The organism is Candidatus Lokiarchaeota archaeon, assembly GCA_014730275.1.
In the GTDB taxonomy this organism is placed as follows: Archaea; Asgardarchaeota; Thorarchaeia; order Thorarchaeales; family Thorarchaeaceae; genus WJIL01.
In genome coordinates, this window is sequence record WJIL01000151.1 from 1 (window position 1) to 16,141 (window position 16,141).

At 44.9% G+C, this 16,141-nt stretch carries 9 protein-coding genes; 3 read left to right on the plus strand and 6 right to left on the minus strand.

What is annotated here, in order from left to right:
* The first annotated feature begins 329 nt into the window (after positions 1-329).
* The 3 genes from GF309_16840 (at position 330) to GF309_16850 (ending at position 4,681) form a co-directional block, all read left to right on the plus strand.
* Positions 330-755, plus strand: coding sequence for a nucleotidyltransferase (locus tag GF309_16840; GenBank protein MBD3160450.1), 426 nt, complete (start codon positions 330-332; stop codon positions 753-755).
* Positions 739-1,161: a DUF86 domain-containing protein gene (locus tag GF309_16845; GenBank protein MBD3160451.1), complete on the plus strand. Its 423-nt coding sequence runs from the start codon at positions 739-741 to the stop codon at positions 1,159-1,161. The genes GF309_16840 and GF309_16845 overlap by 17 nt, the downstream gene beginning before the upstream one ends.
* Before the next feature lie 157 nt (positions 1,162-1,318).
* Positions 1,319-4,681, plus strand: coding sequence for a hypothetical protein (locus GF309_16850; protein ID MBD3160452.1), 3,363 nt, complete (start codon positions 1,319-1,321; stop codon positions 4,679-4,681).
* A 52-nt stretch (positions 4,682-4,733) separates the two neighbouring features.
* Here the strand turns inward: GF309_16850 and GF309_16855 are convergent, their stop codons facing one another.
* The 6 genes from GF309_16855 to GF309_16880 form a co-directional block, all read right to left on the minus strand.
* On the minus strand, positions 4,734-5,177 hold the full coding sequence (locus GF309_16855; protein MBD3160453.1) for a GNAT family N-acetyltransferase: 444 nt from the start codon (positions 5,175-5,177) through the stop codon (positions 4,734-4,736).
* Between the two features lie 100 nt (positions 5,178-5,277).
* Entirely contained in the window at positions 5,278-13,071 is a 7,794-nt protein-coding gene (locus GF309_16860; protein ID MBD3160454.1) for a hypothetical protein, read from the minus strand.
* Positions 13,068-13,670, minus strand: coding sequence for a hypothetical protein (locus GF309_16865; GenBank protein ID MBD3160455.1), 603 nt, complete (start codon positions 13,668-13,670; stop codon positions 13,068-13,070). The genes GF309_16860 and GF309_16865 overlap by 4 nt, the downstream gene beginning before the upstream one ends.
* 137 nt (positions 13,671-13,807) lie before the next feature.
* Positions 13,808-14,428, minus strand: a complete 621-nt coding sequence (locus GF309_16870; protein ID MBD3160456.1) for a hypothetical protein — start codon at positions 14,426-14,428, stop codon at positions 13,808-13,810.
* 58 nt (positions 14,429-14,486) lie between these two features.
* The gene (locus GF309_16875) at positions 14,487-15,494 is read right to left on the minus strand and encodes a hypothetical protein (GenBank protein MBD3160457.1); all 1,008 of its coding nucleotides are present in this window, start codon (positions 15,492-15,494) and stop codon (positions 14,487-14,489) included.
* Positions 15,449-16,138 (minus strand): hypothetical protein, encoded by a 690-nt coding sequence (locus GF309_16880; GenBank protein ID MBD3160458.1) that lies wholly within the window; start codon positions 16,136-16,138, stop codon positions 15,449-15,451. Before GF309_16880 ends, GF309_16875 begins: the two co-directional genes overlap by 46 nt.
* Positions 16,139-16,141: the final 3 nt, after the last annotated feature.

Below are 16,141 nucleotides of genomic sequence, written 5' to 3' on the forward strand. Positions count from 1 at the left end.
GGCTTTGGTCTTGGGTTAAGCGTTGTTTCAAGATTACTCGATAGATACAACGGATATTTTTGGCTAAGCAATCGTATTCCAAATGATCCGAAACAGGGAACCACAGCGAATATAATCCTACGCCTAGCAACTTAAAGTAACGCGGCCCGCACTTGTAAAATCTTCACGATATGGCTGAGCTATGTTTAGGAGCAAGTCATAAAGAGTATTATAAGATGAATCAGATACGGGGAAAGCGAAATATCATTATGATGAATGAGACTGATATTGGATAATAGAATATTTGGCATGTCTCATATTGCCATTCATATCCTAGATAGGTGATTCTAATGGACAAGGATCAGGTCATCTCCCGTGTAAAATCAACACTCGAATCTGATCAGAAAATCCAAGCAATCTATCTTTTTGGTTCCCACGCAACCAACACTGTCAATCCGATGAGCGATATCGATATCGCAGTCTTGCTTGATGAAGAAATGGTTCAAGATATGGTTGAGATTTACTGGAAATTATTGCGCCGCATCTCAGATGCTTTGCATACCGATAGACTGGACCTTGTCATACTCAATGAATCAGAACCTGCTTTGAAATTCAATGTTATCAAAGATGGGATTCTCGTCTATGACAGGGATTCTGTTGCTCGTGTTCGATTTGAAAGAAGAACTATTAACGAATATCTAGATATGCAGTACATCTGGAAGTATTACGACGCTCAACTCAAAAAGAGATTACTGGAGGATGCTAGTGGTGATTGATTCTCAAATCGTGTCATCCCGCCTTTCAACTATTGAGCAATATCTGGACCGTCTGGAAAGAATAAGAAAAGAAGGCAGAAAAGCATACATGGGAGATTTTGATAGGCGCTTAATAGCTGAACGGGCACTTCACATAGCCATTGAAGCGTGTATTGATATTTCCAATCACATAATCTCGTCTCGAGGATACAGAAAGCCCCAAGACTATGCCGATGTCTTCAAGGTGTTGGAAGAGAACGATGTTATTGAATCGAGCTTGAGCAATCGCTTGATGGATATGGCAAGATTTCGTCATAGACTCGTTCATCTCTATTCGACATTGGACAACAAAGTAGTATTCTCGATACTCAAAGAGAACCTGCAAGACATAAGGGACTTTGCCGCTTCAGTAGCAGAGTTGCTCTGATTGTTATGCTTCAATAGAGTGAAAGCTGTTCCAACCATTTGATTTGATAATTGCTCGTTTACCTAAGGAAGTTAGCATTCAAAACAAATCCGACCAGTGTGTTTTTCTATACGGAGGTACACTGTAAACCCGTAATTACACCTGGAGTGGAGACAAATTGTCAGATCGAGAATTTAGCGACGAAATTGGAGAACCTACTGCTGATGAAGAAGAACCGGAAATCTCAGAAACGTTGCCTGAGGGCGGAGAAGAAGCCAAGAAAACCGAAACAGATGAAATAGTGGATATAAGCGATGAAGAGATGGAAGCTTACTCTCTTATCATCACACTGGGTAATATAACCAAGGGTGATCTAGCCCTGTTGCTTCGGGAGCAAAGTCTAGACGATACAGAACGAATTCTTCAGAATCTGAAAGAGAGGGAGATGATTGTTGAGTTACCAGGAATCATTACACGGTATCAAGCAGTTCCCCCATTTGAAGGCTTAGCTCAAGAAGTGAGTCAAATCGGAAATCGTATTGAATCGCTGAGAATGGAGCTCAAGGAGCAAATCAGGTCTGCATCTACGCAGGTACGTGATGCGCTCTTGGACCTCACCTCTGGAACCCTAGAAACCACCAAATCGAAAGAGGCTGAAATACGCAAATCGAAACAGGCAGGCCTCGGCCGTTTTGATTCCGTGCTCGTAGACCTAAGAACAGAGAGGGAATCGACGCAGGCAGATTTCAGTACTGAAATGAGCGAGCTATCGTCTTCATGGAGTCAGAGCAGCATATCACAATTAGAATCGGTTTTGACAGAATCCACATCCAAACTAACATCTTTCAAGAACGAGGTTAATGCTGAATTAGCGGGCATTCAATCTGACACAAAGGACAACCTCCAAGCCTTGAATTCAAATCTTAGCAGTGCTGTAGCAAATCAGGTATCCAATTCAGTTTCAAACATCAATAACCAAATCAACAATCTCCAAGAGGTCGCCAGTTCTCAATCTGATACTCTAACAGCAAGTCTAACAAATATCGAAAACAGCTTGCAGAGCGCAATTCAGGATTCTAAGCAAGAATCCAGCGACTCACTGAGAAAGGCTTCGAATGAATTAAGCACCAACCTAGAAACCACAGAGGAGCAAATGGAGACCTCCGTTCAGGAGACGGTGCAGTCTCTCAGAAAGAGCTATGATGCTCTCCAGACCCAAATGGTTTCTGCAATTAGAGAGAGAAACACTCACGAAGAAGCCATCTTCGATAGGCATTCACAGGCACTTGATGATTCAGTCGCATCCTTCTCATCATCAAAAGACCAGGCTGTATCAAACATGAGAAGCTCACTAGACAGTGCCACCTCTGAATTCTCATCTTCAGCAAAGAACACTATCGATATGATTTCTGAGCAGACGGCGTCTATGAATAACAGGGTCAGGTCACTTACAGATTCCACTCTCGATTCTATGCAGAGAATTGCATCAAATGCAGTCCAGAAATCCTATGATACATTGGATGGATACTCTACGGAAAACCTGGAAGAAACCAAACAGTCGCTAGTACAGCAAGAGCAACAGATTAGGAATGCCATCCAAACAGCGGGAACCAATATCAATACACTAAATCGCGAATCACTGGATATGACTACAGGACTATTAGAAAACTACAGATCTGCAATCACTCTCAATCTCAAACAAACTCTGGAATCAGCAAATAGTGACTTGGAAGAAGTAACGCAAGAGACGGTTGCTGACCTAGAGTCGTTAGCACAGACTATGCAGCAAGAAGTAATGGGAATAATTAATCGAGCGAAATCAAAAACTAAGGAAATGAGCTCCCGAGCAACCGAGCAAATGAGCTCCTCGTTAGAATCGCATATAGCAAACATAGAATCTGAAATGTCAAATCATATCACAGAATCTCGAAACAAACATGATGAACTCACCAACAGCATAGATAGTAGAATCGAAGTTGAGATTGCATCAAGTTCGGATATGTTTGAAGACATTCGTACAAAAATGTCCTCCAGCCATGAACGATTTCTTGAAAAAAGCGATCAAGTACGAAGAACAGTACTTGGAAATCTTGATGCGAAGCTGGGAGAACAGAAAGAATCTGCAGGGAGCTCACTGGACCAAGCTGTTGAAGAAACCAATCAGTTGCTTACAACGCTACATCAAAGCCTAGATGAAAGCGTACAGAAGATGGACAATGCAGGAAAAGCAGTCAGTTCATCTCTTCAGCGCTCTACTGAGCAACTCACCCAAGAGCATCAGAGTGCCAAAGCAGAATTCATAGAGACAACCAGAAATGAATTGTCGGCCGAGTCAGAATCACTAATAGGTCGCATTGGAACACTTACTTCTGAAGGGAAAACTGAGGCACAGAATAAAGCAAATCTTGCTATGAATTCCTTCACAGAATCACTCGAATTGATACAGGGCAGAAGCTCTTCCGAAATCGACAATTCATTGCTGACAATGGAATCAGAATTAGACACGATTTCTGAAGAACTGTCTAACGAATTAGCTGGTGCTCGAGCGAATACGAAATCGAGCTTTGTAACTGCTACTAACGAAATTGTCAGCCTATTGGAAGAGACCAACTCCGTTCTATCCGAGCAGAAAACAGCTATGCAGACGAAAGTAAATGATACAATCGCAACTTCGCTCAAGGGTAACAAGGCAAGACTGGAATCAGGCAAGATGGCTATCGAATCATCAACTGAGAATATCCAGAATGAAATGGAGACGGCTGAAAACAGACTTCGCACAGCTATCTCATCAGCAGGCAATCAAATCACTTCCAAGGCTGCAGCTGGCTTATCTGAATCGCTTGAGAGTGCTTCAAACACAGTTGAAGAACTTGTTCAGAACACACGCAGAGACACAGAGAAGAGCTACGACGATCTACTCGGACATGTGTCAAGCATGAAGGCAAGCCTGACGAATATCGTTCAGAAACTCGAGGAAAGCCCAATGATAGGCCTGACTGCAGAAACCTTGGATGAGGCATTTGCTGCTCCTGCCGGGGAGGAAATCGACGCAACTCAGGTTGCAGAGAGCCTATCCACGATTTGGGAACGACTTGGATCTACCGAGTTCCCAGGTGCAAAGAAAACATGGAACGTCGTAACCCGAAAAGCAATACTCGCACACATGCAAGATATGCTTTCTAGAGCGAAATCTAAGGTTACCATGATTCTACCCAAAGCAATGGACATTCCAACGGAGTTTCTCAAAGAACTGAAGTCGAGTATCGGTGTTGAGCTTGTTGTGACCGAGTCGCCACAGTTGAGTGAGAAAGCACGCCCGATAGTTGGCCGTGGAAACATCAGAGTGCGAAGCAGATCCGAGAAAGATGTCTATGCGTGTGTCCGTGATAGCGAGGAGGTTCTTCTTGCTCCTGCTACCGCCGAAGATAGTCATACTATCGGCTTCGTTTCAGAGGAAGATGGCTTTGTTCGTTTCGTGATGAGTATCGTTGGACCGATTTTCCAAGCCAGAACCAATTTGCTCAAGGCTGAAGATCTCTAGGCAAAGTAACAAGAGTATCATTTAGAACCAAAATCTAAATGCAATAATGGATCTACAGAGACTTGCCGAGGAATAGCTTTCTGATACCGTCGGGTAAACGATCAAAGACACCAAAGGTCTCATACCCTAAAGCATGATAGAACTGCGGAGCCTGAAACGAATAAGTGGAAGTGAATGCAGATATGCATCCATTCTCTTTGGCAATTCTCTCAGCTTCCTTCACGAGAGTTTTGCCATAGCCGTGTCCTCTGTGTTTCTCATTAACCCATAGATGACGAATGTACAGGCTTCTGTAGATTGCTTGTCCGAAAAGCGCTCCCACCGCCTGATTGTCCTCATTTCTCAGTGCTAAGCATATCGGTTCTCCTGGGTCCGATGATAGCCCATTGGATTTCTCTAAGTTATACTGACCTAATTTGGTAAGTAGATCTTCCTCCTCCTTTTCGTCTAGGCCATATGTTATCTTAAGTTCATAACGTTCCTTTGGATTAGTCATTTGTTGCTCCACCCTTGGAAGGAATGCAAGATGAGGTGAATCTTACATTTGGCATCGTCTTTTTATTTTGAAGCAAATATGTACTCATTTTGCGAGATTTCTAGTCCTCCCATTTTTCTGGAAATGTTTCGATCACGGACTTGATTCGCTTACGAACTGCAACTGCTAGAACTCCAATGATTCCCAAGCCTCCACCGAGTGGAATCGCTGTTTCAGACATTGGTATGTTAATTGGCGGAGATCTAATTGAGAACGATATACTTATCGAACCATTCTCAACGGCAGGAAGACCAGTCAGAGTGAGATTGAGAAAATGTTCCCCAATTTTGGTTGGCGAAAATACAACTTCAATGGAGGACATCCGCGAGGTGGATCCGGTGATAGTCTTTACCAAGTTGCCTTCCGGTCCGTATAGCTCACCCATCATCCGGAAAGAGCTGTTTTCACGGGCGCCAGCAATCACAAGCGTGATATTGGCCTTGCATTCTGCTCCTAGATAGGGTTCAGACAAACCATTCAAAGAAGCGCTTATTTCGGGCAAAAGCCTCACTTGACCTTCAATTGAACAAGGATTGTTAATCTCCGAACCTCGATAGGAAACGACGACATCGTAGTTCCCGGCATACTCGAGATTGAATGAAATCTTAGCTGAACCCACCCAGTCAGTCGTAAGAGTTCGTACAGCCACGATTTGGCTTTCGTATAGAATCTTGATGTCAATAGAGGCATCTGCGATTTTGTGATTCTCTCTAGCCAGTCGTACTGACAGTTTGAATTCCTCGTCGTAGTAAGCGCTCTCTGTGAGGTCGGAGAATGTTAGAGATGTAGCGTAACGAGAAAGAACCACAATAGAAAGCTCACATGCCTGTCGGAATTCTGTACCTGCGTATGAAAAAGCAAGTGTGTAATTCCCGGCCACTCTCGGCGTCCAGTTTATCGTGGGTGGTCCTTCGGCTAAGTCGATAGGAGTACTTGTTGAAAGGGAATTGCCGTATATCTCCGCGGCATCTGGATTGTATAGGCTCACTCGGATAGATCCGTCATTTATTGTTTCGTTCATAGAATCAATGACCATAACAGTCAGGCTATGTTCTTCTCGAAGGTTACCAGATAACTGCTGGTTGACCGGAATTATGCTCGTCATCGTACTCACTTCGAACTCGAATACGTTGTTATCTCCGAGCCTCAGCGCCGTCTCTTCAAACATGGCAGTTAGCTGATAGGAGCCACAGCCAAGGCCAAACAAAGACAGTTGGATGCTCTCCACCTTCAGTATTGTGCGGTTTTTCAAATTGACAAGCCCATTGGGACCTTCTAGCTCGTAGTAGAGACCTTCCAGATCAGACATTGTGTCTGCTCCCTCGTCGAGTACCTGGATTGTAAGATTAGCATGGCTAGACCTATCTGCCGTCATAGGACCGTCTATAGTAATCTCCGTCGTACCCCGCACGAAGACCACTATGGTACTGCTACTAGGATGGTAGTGGTCCGTTCCTAGGAATTGGAAGATAATCGTATGATTGCCTGCTCTCGTGAATGCAATGCTAACATTCTCTGGACGATGGCTATATTGCTCAATTTCATCACTGAAAACAAGTCCGTTCTCTTCATGATACACGTTGTATGCAATATCCCGCCCTTCGAGCGGTATACCTCCGGAATCAATAAGCAGCAGACTCAGGTTCAATGGAGTAACTCCAGCTATGACATCGTTTTGATCAAGCATCTCAACCTGAATCTCAGTTCCGTATCGAACATCCACTTCAACACTTGATTCCTTCTGAAGGTAGGCTCCGAGTCCTTCAAATCGTACAAACACCTGCCATAGCCCCTCTTCTTCCAAGATGCTGCTATGTTCAACATAGCCAGTAGAATTCGTAGTCAGTGTCACCTCATTCGAGATAGAGGGCCCACTAAGTTCTATGACGAGATTCATGTTAGCCAAAGCATGTCCTTGCTTATCGGTCAGCTTTGCCGAAAGATGCAGTGTGTCACCGACCTCCAAGTCTTGAGAGCAATTGATACTGACAGAGGTACGAGAGTATATCATCAACATGGATTCATTCTCGAATCCGTATACGAGAGCTGACCCTGCGAAAGATATGCTGAGGGTATGATATCCATGTTCTTCTGAAGTGAAGCCAAATTCCGCTATTCCTTCCGATACAGTAAGTGAAAGCTGGCCCAACCACCCCCCTAAATCGACGGTCTCTCCATATGGATTTATCAATTCGATATCGAGGTTGATAGCGTCAATTGGAGTATCTAGCTCGCTATAGACACTAAGACAGATGTTCGTCTGTTCATCTGAGACTGGGTTGGTTACATCTAAAGATACCTTGGCTTCTGTTTTGACAGTTAGCTGTTTCTGCGATTCACCGCCGACCAAGTACTGGTTGTCTTCGGGCCGCGCTCGAAGAATAATATTCCCACAGGCATCATCAGCCAAATAGGAAACAATCGCCATACCAGAATCGTTGGTATCGATTTGCAGCGTCCATAATGGAATCAGGTTCATGTCAAGGGCTTCGAAGATGACCGAAACACCACTTGTCTCTGTTTGGCCAGTGAGGTTATACATAGCCTCAACTGTAGCATACACATCACAGGAAGTTGTGTTGAGATGGAGCAAACCCTCAATTTCAGCCATAACAGAAATCGTACTGATAGTAGTATTCTCTAGGTAGTAATTGCCGCCTGCATGGACTAGGGTTAGAGTAGCAAGACCTCGTTGATCTGGTGTCCAGTGAACATGCTTGTAATCAGTCCCTGACAGCAAGTTCGCTTCAAAAACTACCTCGCCTTGCATCTCTATAGTGATAGTCAAACTGCGATTAGGAATGGCAGCATCTAGTGCATCTAGGACCAACATACTCAACTGTGTATCCTGACCAACCAAGCATGTCCAATCGTGCTCGAGAACAAGAGTTGGAACAACTTGAACTCGCTGCACGAAACTATCTGTATCTGAAGCATTCAGCTGTGATCCTGTATATGTAGCGATGATTTGAAAGTCACCGACTTCATCAAACTGATAGGCGTAGACAAATTCGCCCTGCTCACCGGCAATAAGATTTGCACTACTGATTTCTCCAATACCACTCTGAATTATGACAAGCTCGATGTGTTGTCCGACCAATGGTTCATCTGCCCAATCAGAAAGGTCGCCCACAATGCCAAGGGTCGTTCCTTGACTAATTGGCATTCCGGAATTCTGCAGACTGAGCTGAGATATTCCAAATACCTGTGAATCAAGAGTGTCTGAACATTTTAGAAGATAATCTTGCTTGTCGGTACTGATTTCAATGGCAACGGTCCCAGGTTCATTGAGGTATACTTCAAGCGCTATACTGCCTGTTTGAGACGTCGAATCTGTTACATTCATGATTTGCATGCCATTCAGGAAAACCATGACTTCGATTTCGATACCTTCCAGGTTTTGGTTATACGAATCAGACAGATGGACTGCAAACTGGTTGTTCAAGGGGGCAAGTGGATCCTCTTGCCACTGAATATCTACTGTGATTTCATCAAACACCTCAACCGCCATGCTGGAGTTCGCGGCTTCATACACACCTTGTCTAGCTGATGAGGTTTCGATGGTGGAGACACCTCTGATCTTTGGATTCCATGCAAAACTCGCACTACCCTCATTCGTTGTTGCAGACCAGTGAATAGATGTTCCATTAGGAAGGATAATCACTGCGGATATTTCTAGACCATCCACTGGCTCAGAAAGATGGTTTTCGGCGTAGATTATCAGGTCGTATTCGTTTCCACAGAGCAAGTCATCAGGGATATCCATTGAGAGGGTTACAGGAATTCTCGCAGTTAAGTCAACATCACTAGAAGCATCCCCCCGCGAAACACTTCCATCGAAACTGGCATTGATGCGATAGTCACCTGCAGTGCTAGGGCTCCAGGTCAAAGAAACCATCGCAGATGAATTGGTCAGCAAATCATCTTGGTATACTATGCTAGAAGGCAAGTAGGTGATTGCGATAGATACCACTTGATTAACAAGTGGGCTCGAATTGGAATCCTCTAGAAGGACAACAATCTGGAGATCATCAGTTATCAACACCGAGGAATGCATTGGAGATAAGAAGGTAATATTGCTTGACGAGAAGGAGATAAATCTTGATTGGGTGTTAGATCCTTCCACGAAATCGGCTCCCTCGAAAATCGCTTCTACAGAATAGTTTCCATTCTCGTAGAGGCCAATTACTAGTGAAACATGGCCAGTCGAATTCGTTTCAAGATTCCATTCTGAAACCTCATTTGAGGGAGAGAGTACCTCTACTGAAACCCAGAAGCCGCTTAGCGGAATGCCCTCTTCTGAGATGAGTTGCGCAGTTAGAGTCGCTTCACGGTATTGGTCATATTCATCCTGTATGTGCCAACCTAACGAGCTCTCTTCATAGACGAGCATCTTCCCTTGGGTTTCGGTTCCCTCTATGCTTCCATTGTTCCAAGTGCACAGATCATATGTGTAATTCCCACGCCCGGTGGGAATCCACTCAAAGGAGTTTCCAGAAAGAGCAGAAATCATGTTGTCAGTATGGACAGTAACATCGTTTGAATCCAGAATCTCCAGTGTTACGTTTTGGCCCTCAACGGGTGTTCCGTTACAGCTGAATGTTAGAGAGTACGCTATGATGACTGGCTCATTTATCCCAGCATCTAGGATGTCGGAAGATTCTAAATCTGTGGATATTGGTTCAATAATAGAGACCTCTTCTGTTAGAACCAGCTGTTCACAATGCTCTCTTTCAAGAGTTACTGCCAGAGTGTAGTTTCCTTCTGAATAGTCCAAAGTTGATACTTCAAAATCAAATGGCGATAGTCTGTTTGCATAGAATGATTCCTCATTGAATGTCGCATTGTGTAGAGAGACAGTAACATTCGTGACCCCGGCATCACATCCGGTTGAAAGCTGCCAACTGACAGTCCCCGATAGGATATATCCCTGAAGGATCTCAGAAGAACCAATATCAAGGAATCCAGTAAGATTTCCACTCACAGTAACTTGTTCCACAGAGAAAGCTCTTACAGCAGCATAGTCTGTCACAGCTACAGTCACATTCAGAGGGCCTAATGCAGATTTGTCATCCGGGACAGCAATGTAGATTACATCATTGGAAGATACATTTTCGAAAGTAGTCCAATCACCAAAAGCATTGACTCTGACAGTGTGCTGTGTCAAATTTGAAGTGATAGCCAAATCGATTGCAAGCGAGTCTCCTGGTGATGCAGTTTCTGCAATCGAAGTTACTAACCTCGTTCCGGACACATTGACCAGGTCAAGTCTGATACCAAGAGTTGAAACCAACTCAAGTACGTCAGCTGTAAAGATTGGTTGCCACAGTTCACTAGTATTGAACCAGCCTTCACCGAAAGAATCCTCAAGCGCATCCATAACAGCTGTCATATTGACAGAGTTAAGATCAACATCAAAGGAGCTCGAATTGAGCAGGGCCAAGGTTGCAACATCATTACTCAGTGACCAGAAATCATCATACTGCAAACGGTTTTCGATTTCAGTCTCTATCTCTTCTGCCATGGTCGAGGTAATCAATCCAATGCGCAAGGCAGCGCGAGTTGATAGGAAATCAACAGCTGATGGCTCATTGCAGTATGGCCTGATGGTCCAATCGTGGCTTGACCATGAACCGCCATCATACTCAGAAAGAACTGCTGATTCCAATGCAGACCTGTATGAGATAGAATCGAGCTGATCAATCTGGTGAAGGGTCTCAATTGCAGCTACCGAGTGTTGCATACCAGCATTGAATGATGCTGTATATGGTGTTGGTTTGAAATGGCCTCCAGAATATTGACTTGAAGTGATGTAGCTTGTTGTCTTTGATACGAGAGCAGAGGGGAGTGCAAGAGAAGCAGCTTTGAACGCCTCAACCCCAAAGAGACTAGCCCAGACGCTTCGCAATTTGTATTGATCATAGCTGTACTCTATGGAGGCTGCAGCAGTCATATTGTCCCACAAAGGATACATCGCAAATGCATCGAAGGTGGACAAGTAAGAGGATAACATAGATCGATTTGGTCCAGCAACGTGTGAGTAACGAGCTGCGCGGGCAAGATGACTGGTCCACATCATGGTGGAAAGGGGCTCCATTACTTCGAATCCCGTCGAAGTCTCTATCATTTGGAGATAGTTATCAATGCCAGTGCTGATTTGCCCATCGTGCAATTCAAGAGTGTCGACACAGAGAGCAACTGGCCAAGTTTCCATTGTTTTAGCGACAACATCAGAATCAGCATATCCTAGTCCATAGCCGCCTGAATCATGTTGCTGCTGTTGCAACCAGAAGATTCCATTTGTTCGATTTTCGGAACTAAGCATGCCCAAACTTTCCATCGTTGTAAGAGCAAAAGCAGTTCCAGTCGTAATCTCCGCGTCGTTCCCTACAGAATTGTTGTAGCTGCCATCACCATTCGACGTTTTTGTCTCAATCCACTGTACAAGCATCTGGGGTTCTTGATAGTCGTGCCCGAGAATCTCCAAAGAAAGCACACATGCAGTCGCGTAAGAGTTACGTGGGATAATTGCATCGGGATGAAGCCCAATACCGCCCCAGTAATCCGGATTCGACGTTTCTGAACCCTTGATTTGACACTCTCTCAACCAGTCTTCGAGCATCACGGTGTCAATTTCCCCAAGCTTCCCAGCTGATGAAAGCGACTCCAGAGCATGAAATGTAGTGGCCACATCATTGTCAAAACCGCCATCAGTTTGTTGCTGCGCGGCAAGATACTGCGTCAATGCAGAAACGTTGAATTCTGTCGTAAGATCAAACTCAGTAACCAGCCAAAGACCTTGAGCTGTTGCCAATTCATCGTGGCCAACATATCTTGAATCAGCAAAGGCGCCTTCACTCCCAAGGTCAACATATTTGTCCGCCAAAATTGAAGCAATTAAAGCAGAATGCTGAGTCACCCACTGATTCCACTGCGAAGTGTTGTAGATGTCCTTTGCTGAACGTGCAGCCCAATATGTTGAGCTTGTAGTATCTTCGTGAGGGTACCTGAAACCACCAGCAAGCAGTCTTTCATCCGTCTGTTGTTCTGAGATTGCCCTGGAAGTCTCGCTCTCACCCAGGACTGAGGAGAAGCAAATTATATTCTCCAGCAAATCTTTGCCCGCTGGTGTCATTTCTACAATCGTTTCTGATGCAAAAAGAAACGAGTCAAGTGGGTATGAATCATATCGCAGGAAGGGCATACCTGAAGGAGAAGTGGTTAGATTCACTATCCTCGACTTGCTTGTTTGAACGCAGTCAATCGGGATGCTAACTGGGCTACTAGCAAGTGTTGTTCCATGTTGAATCTCGTTAGGATGAGAAAGGAAGACCGCCGCAGCGTATTTCTCGGCAGGCTGAAGGAGAGTGTCTGATGTAGCGGTCTTCCCGGGTGGACCTATTCCACGCAGACGATGCAATACCCACGCTGCTCTGCCCATCATAACAATGGGTACATCAGAAGCAAGAAGAACACGGACCAGCTCGTCACTGACTGCAGATCCGTTGTTGAATCCAAGACTGGCATCTAGAATGATTACACTTGCGTTCAGAAAAGGACATGATTGCCCCACTAGTTCAGTTTCTGTCATTGTTTCGGTTGGGATACCCCGATCAGATAGAAGGGAAGCTATGTCCACGTGGCTGGACGGTATGCCTCCATCTTCCATGCCAATAACCAAGACATTCTGAATGCTTTTTGCAAGTATTTCATCAGTCAACGAAAAGCTTTGCCGCTCGTTGGGTGTATGCTCGGTGATTGAAGTTGGCGGTGCTAAATTGGAAGTGTCTTGCATAGGAGCAAGCAGGAATAATAGACACAGACAGCTCAAAACAAGTAATCTTCGTGTATTCAAAACGGGACCTCCAGGATTTGAGTATGAACGAAAAGCAGAATCACAATCGCAATCACAAGCTCGAGAGCGCCGGTTCGTGGTCTCCTCCTCAATGACGCACCCAGAAGCGTTATGTCACCACTTCGGATTGAAGCATTGAAGAGAACTCCAAGAGCAACATACAGACCAATGACAGGGAGCAAGAAATCAGGTGCAAAAGCCATAGGGAGTATCATGAGGTTCATCGCACTAAAGACAGACAGGACAACGATTGCATAGATTGCGGCGATAACTGCACCCACTCGTGGTGGCCGCTCAACGTTTAGATATAGATTGACTTCACCATAGGTTGTTGAAGTACCGATGCTCTCGATCCTGAAACCAAAGGCACTGCAGACTAGGTATCGAATGCCGATATATACCAATGAGCCAGGCAGGAAGATGATTGAGAGAATCGATAGCAATGGATTTCTTGTCCATTCCTCAAACTCGCGTTTTTGTCCCGCAAGAAGCACAATACTCCTAATCACGGTCATTGCGATAATTACGAATGGCGTGAAAGTAATCGCCAATACAATATTCGTAATCACTAAGCCAACTAGGTCGTTCCAGTTCAGCAAGATTCTGCCTCGTTGATGTTATTCAACGAGATATACTATGGAAACCGATGGTCTGAATCTTTGCATTAGTATGACTAGGAAAGTATAGCGTTGTAGAAGGCTAGCTATAACCCCAAAAGTGCTCCAACATATTTAGATTAGATAAAAACTTTCTTTCTTTCTTCTAGAGGCTTATGCGTTCCCGGTTCAGAAACGGCTGGCCGTTTTTTCCCGGTTTTTGTAACGAAAGACGATACAAACGGGCTCATTTTGCGCGAAGAGTTCCAAACAAGCCGAGTTCCATGGGTTCGATGTACCTCTAGTAACGAGTGGAAAGCTGCTTTGGTCCATCCGCTAACGTCAATCGAATTGGGTTTCGCAATACCCTGAATCAACTTGCAGAAAAGCTCCGAATCGCTCTCTCCAACAAGACGGCCTAGAAAGTTGACCAGAATGCGCAGACGACTAGGACCGCAGGTGGAGCCCATAGCTAGAAGAGCGTCTTTTGCAGAGGGAGTACTCAGATGGGCAAGAGCCCGTACAACTACAAACCAAGAGTCGAAATCTCGCCTTCGAATCAGAGAATTGCAGATATCAATAACTGCGGGATTTCGCCTGTATGCAAGCTCCTGTATTGCAGGCTCTCGCATGAACAAACTAAGCTCTGTATTCCTGCTTTTCTTCACGAGTTCCTCGGTTGTGGTTCCGGCAAGATCATCGGTTTCTGCAGGTACTAGGGCCGAACCTGAATCAACCAAGAACAGATAGTTGGCATTCATATAGATAGGTCTAGATGGACATTATTAAGGCACACATAAAGTGAGAATTCCAAGAAGTTCAACAGATTTCTTCAAGTGTTGTTTGTTTCCGACCAAATCTTTTCCACGCCCAAGTGAGGCCCTTAATACGCTTAGTCACAGTCTTATTCGTTTCCAGCGGAAGGAGTTGTCTTTTGAGTTGGCTTGCATTCGGCGGTCGTAGACTAAGCTCAAACATGAATGGATCTATGCGGTCTGCTTCATAGAAGGTGTTTCTTGCCACAATGAAACTGTCAATCTCTGAATGAGCAACACCATTAGCACGTAGTACGCCCTCTAAGTCTTCGTAACGCTTCAGTTGAATTGCTCCTCTCCGCGGCCCTACGTTTCTAAGACCATCATGAAAATCGCACCCCGACAGAATAGCCAAATCACGTAACTGCATAAGATCCAGATTGAGTTCTTGCTTCAATTGTGATAGAGTAGCATAAGTCATTGTCCCCTTGGAGATGCTAATCCCTTTCGTTAGCTGAGGACTTCCAAAGAGTAACGTATCGATGTCATTAGATAGCACAGAACCTACTCGATTTGCTCTCGACAGGGCGGCAGCAGTCATTTCGGCTTCTGAAGGAGCGGTGATTGTCGGCACCCCGGATGCAGCTAACACATCTTTGAGATGAAACGCCATGAAGTACATTGACAATGCAGGGCTATCAGAGAGAGAAGTCGCAATGTGAGGGTCGAATGGGTCTCTGGTTTCCAAATAACGTTTGTACAACCGACGTGCCGAACGGATAAGCTCTGGATTAGGTTGTCTCTTAAGCGATTCCGGAGGACCGTCAAAAATGAAAACTGGGAGAATATGCCGTTCGAGTAGGCCTTCTGCGAGTTTCAGTGCAATAGACAAGTAAGGCATCGGTTTACGGCTGGTTCCACGCCTCACTGCTAAACGACGGGAAAAATAGTTAGGAACATCTATTGCCAAACTTGGAGGTTCTATCTTGATGTCGTCTGTTGTGTAATGAATGAAATCCCAGCCAACTACTCCCAAGAATGCAATCCCCCGTACATCGATTCTAAGCCGCATGGACTCAAATGAACAACCACAGCCTGTTCACTATTACTTGTTGGTGAGAATTGCAGTAAAATGCGCGCAGCATAGTCACCAACATCCAATTTCTCCATGCGAATAGAGGAGTCAATAGCGTGAGCAAGAACATTCCCCCCGATAGCCTTCTTCGCACCCTTTGATGAATATGCAGTCATCATAAGGTGTAACCCATGCTCGTTAACTTCTGCACGTAGCTTCTCCAGAGAAGTGTAGAGTTTCCGGTGAATTTTCTTGGTCATAGGTTTTCCACTGAGGTTCATAGCTGACGTAAGGCTATCAACAACAACGACACGGAAATCATGTGTTCCAGCATATTCAACAGCAGATTCTAACTCAGCAAGTGAGAGAATCTTGCCAACCTGGATTTTTGCCAGAGCTTGATCTGCTTCAATGGTTTTCCCAAACCTGCGTAGAAGATCCGGTGAAAATCCTGCACCAGCATCCAAATAGAGTGATCTATTGCCAGCATAGACTCCTCCTAGAGCGATTATATGGGCCATCTCTGTGAGCAGTCCCCGTTCGGGACCATGAAAAACGCTAATCTGGCTATCTGCAAAGACCGGTCCAACTATTGCATCGAGTTGTTCCGGTCTGAGTTTAACCAATCTCTCGGGAGTCATGCT

What these genes read in the sequence shown, in the direction of transcription:
- GF309_16840 (MBD3160450.1), top strand. Translation starts at nt 330, where the DNA reads ATGGACAAGGATCAGGTCATCTCCCGTGTAAAATCAACACTCGAATCT.
- GF309_16845 (MBD3160451.1), top strand. Translation starts at nt 739, where the DNA reads ATGCTAGTGGTGATTGATTCTCAAATCGTGTCATCCCGCCTTTCAACT.
- GF309_16855 (MBD3160453.1), bottom strand. Translation starts at nt 5,177, where the DNA reads ATGACTAATCCAAAGGAACGTTATGAACTTAAGATAACATATGGCCTA.
- GF309_16870 (MBD3160456.1), bottom strand. Translation starts at nt 14,428, where the DNA reads ATGAATGCCAACTATCTGTTCTTGGTTGATTCAGGTTCGGCCCTAGTA.
- GF309_16875 (MBD3160457.1), bottom strand. Translation starts at nt 15,494, where the DNA reads ATGCGGCTTAGAATCGATGTACGGGGGATTGCATTCTTGGGAGTAGTT.
- GF309_16880 (MBD3160458.1), bottom strand. Translation starts at nt 16,138, where the DNA reads ATGACTCCCGAGAGATTGGTTAAACTCAGACCGGAACAACTCGATGCA.